4 protein-coding genes are annotated in these 2,692 nt (G+C 40.9%); 2 read left to right on the top strand and 2 right to left on the bottom strand.

The annotated features are described in order from the left end of the window. Nucleotides 1-974: glycosyltransferase family 39 protein (locus OGM63_RS01790; protein WP_445974547.1), on the top strand; the 974-nt coding region annotated here is incomplete at its 5' end. A gap of 192 nt (nucleotides 975-1,166) precedes the next feature. Here OGM63_RS01790 and OGM63_RS01795 read toward each other — a convergent pair. Beyond that, complete coding sequence (locus tag OGM63_RS01795; RefSeq protein ID WP_263743785.1) at nucleotides 1,167-1,607, bottom strand: hypothetical protein; 441 nt, start codon at nucleotides 1,605-1,607, stop codon at nucleotides 1,167-1,169. 358 nt (nucleotides 1,608-1,965) lie between these two features. Beyond that, nucleotides 1,966-2,250 carry a DUF427 domain-containing protein gene (locus OGM63_RS01800; protein WP_263743786.1) on the bottom strand — a complete coding sequence of 95 codons (285 nt, stop codon included), beginning with the start codon at nucleotides 2,248-2,250 and terminating at the stop codon, nucleotides 1,966-1,968. Between the two features lie 203 nt (nucleotides 2,251-2,453). Here OGM63_RS01800 and OGM63_RS01805 point away from each other — a divergent pair, with 203 nt between their 5' ends. Then, nucleotides 2,454-2,630: a hypothetical protein gene (locus tag OGM63_RS01805; protein WP_263743787.1), complete on the top strand. Its 177-nt coding sequence runs from the start codon at nucleotides 2,454-2,456 to the stop codon at nucleotides 2,628-2,630. Nucleotides 2,631-2,692: the final 62 nt, after the last annotated feature.

The raw sequence follows: 2,692 nt of genomic DNA on the forward strand, positions 1-2,692 counted from the left end.
CTCCCCCCCTCCTCCACTCCCCCTGGTCGCGCATTTATGCAGTTGCTGCTGGCACTTTTGTTGCGGGTGTAGTTTGGTTGCCAGTGTTTTTACAGAATAGCTATGGGGATAAATTAACTGATTGGATTCAAGCTCCACGTGTGGGATTTGCTTGGATTAGCCCACTTTTTCAAGCTTTTGCGGCATGGGTAACAATGCAGTTTTTGCTACCAATTGAATCACCGCATTTATGGATTGTGCTTGTTTGTGGGTTGGTGATGCTGATTTACTTTATTTGGCTATTACCAATTCTGTTTCGTGGTTTGAAAATTCGGCTAAAACAACCAGAAACTCGTTTGATGACGATGGTGTTTGTTGTTGTAGTTGTGAGTGCGATCGCTTTATTTTTTATCTTCACCTATTTTCTCGGTATTGACTTAACACGGGGCGCCCGCTATAACTTTGTTTACTTTCCTGCTGTCATAGTTTTACTAGGAGCAAGTTTCGCAGTTTCTTGGCATCCTCAAGTTGGACGTCCAAGAAGTTCTGGAAAAAAGGCTGTAGGCATAATTTGGCTAATGGGATTTTTCAGCGCAGTCACAGTTTTGAGCAATCTAGGTTATCAAAAATATTATCGTCCTGACCTCTTTGTAGAACTAATTCAAAAAACATCCCAAGTGCCAGTATTGATTGCAACCACTCAAAGAACTCATGTACATATTGGGGAAATGATGGGGGTAGCCAGGGAATTTAAAATTCAAAATTTAACTTCCCCCACTCCCCTATTTCTCCTCGCTCATCAAGACCAAAACCCCAATACTTCTTCTGATGCTTTGCTTCATACTTTAAAAGAACTCCCACGACCTCTGGATTTATGGTTAGTAAACTTTTATGCTCCTCTTCCAGAAGAAGTGAAAAAATGTGCTGCTGATCTGCAATCTTTGCCAGCTATAAACGGCTATGAATCTAAACTTTATCACTGTAGAGCAAAGTAATAAAACAACAAGCTCTAAGTAAATAAGCAACAAAAAACTCAACTAACAGTTAACATACCCATCACGACTAACAAACCAAAAAGTTTTTCCCAATCGCCAACAATTTTGTAGCCAATTTACCCCGAATAGACATCTGGTAGAGACGTAAGCTAGCTACGTCTCTACAAGGGTTTCGGGCAACGCACAATTAATTTATCTTACCCTTTGCCGCGTATGTCGCATATCAAGCCCTTGTTTAATCCAACTCAAGCATTCATATTCTGACTTGAATAATTTGGGTGCGGCAATATTATTCAATAATTCCGGCGGATAATGGTCGTAGAAATATTTATCATCCTGCTGAAAGACGATAATCAAATTTTGATGGTACGTATAGCGACGCTGAAAACTATCACCATGACTCACCAAATCTGAATTTTTCTCAATATTTTCTTTGGCAATATCAATGATATTACTCAAGCTATTTCCATAGATTTCTGCCGGATTTTCTGCTTTGTGAAATTGGCTTTTTTGCCCAATTTCTGACAAGAGTTTGTAAGAATAAATCTCGTAATTATCCACTTTGCCATAAACAAAGGGGATGATGAGATACCCTTCAAATGAAACTGAACTTTCATAAAGAAGACGGCTCATCTTGACCTCCTATTATGTAGATGCTCCCTAAATTAAGCTATTGCTTTGTTGAAAACACAATGATAGCCTTCGGCAAATAGCTTGCTTTAGATGGTGAAAGTTGATATGTGGGAAAAATTAGGAACAGCGCAAACAACTGCTATTTACTTGCACGCTTGACGGCGTGTTGTTTACGAGAAGCTGAATATTTGAGTTATTAATTGGGCTTCTTAGTCGTTTGTAGTGCCTATCTTAAACTTACCATAGCAGGTTGAATGACAATAACTATGAGGGGTGTAGGGGTGCAGGGGTGTAGGGGTGTAGAGGGGGGTGTTGTAGTTAGCGCTTCAGCCCTGAAGCGCCGACTACAAGGGAGGTTTTAAGCTTCGACTTTTACGCCTTTCCAGAAAGCGATATAGCCTTCGATATTTTTCGCTCTCTCCTTAGCGGTGGGATAGTACCAAGCAGCGTCTTTGTTGACTTGTCCATCAACTTCGATGCTGTAGTAACTTGCGACACCTTTCCAAGGACAAGTGGACTGGGTGTTGCTGTCTTTGAAGTATTGCTGGTTAATTGCGTCTTTGGGAAAGTAATGGTTGTTTTCCACAACTACGGTTTTATCGCTTTCGGCTAAAACAGCCCCATTCCAAGTTGCTTTCGGCATAGTGGTTTTGTGAATAAACTTTACACTTAATATTTTGACACTTATACCAATTTTACGTGAGTCCCTCAGGCTGGAAGCCTGGGGCTACACAAACGAAGCCCACCTGCGTGGGCTAAATTAGGCGATCGCTACCTCAAGTCTTTGTAAAATGATATGTGTGAAAATTGAAGTAATTTTCACATAGACTAACTAACAGTGATTTTATGGTAACTGTAACGCTGACGGCTGTTGCTACTGCGATCGCTACCATCGCTACTACACTTTCGACCAAAGCACTAGAGAAAACCGGCGAAAATATTGGTGATGCTTTATGGAAGTTATTGACATCTCCCCCGGCTGGAAGCACGGGGGATTCGCGCGCGATGTTGCTACGGGTCTAAAAGACCACTTTGCAACGTTACAATATGATTTATTTAATTGCGTAAACAAATCAATTTGTTGT

The organism is Plectonema radiosum NIES-515 (genome assembly GCF_025753815.1).
Lineage (GTDB): Bacteria > Cyanobacteriota > Cyanobacteriia > Cyanobacteriales > Nostocaceae > Hassallia > Hassallia radiosum_A.

What these genes read in the sequence shown, in the direction of transcription:
- OGM63_RS01795 (WP_263743785.1), bottom strand. Translation starts at nt 1,607, where the DNA reads ATGAGCCGTCTTCTTTATGAAAGTTCAGTTTCATTTGAAGGGTATCTC.
- OGM63_RS01800 (WP_263743786.1), bottom strand. Translation starts at nt 2,250, where the DNA reads ATGCCGAAAGCAACTTGGAATGGGGCTGTTTTAGCCGAAAGCGATAAA.
- OGM63_RS01805 (WP_263743787.1), top strand. Translation starts at nt 2,454, where the DNA reads ATGGTAACTGTAACGCTGACGGCTGTTGCTACTGCGATCGCTACCATC.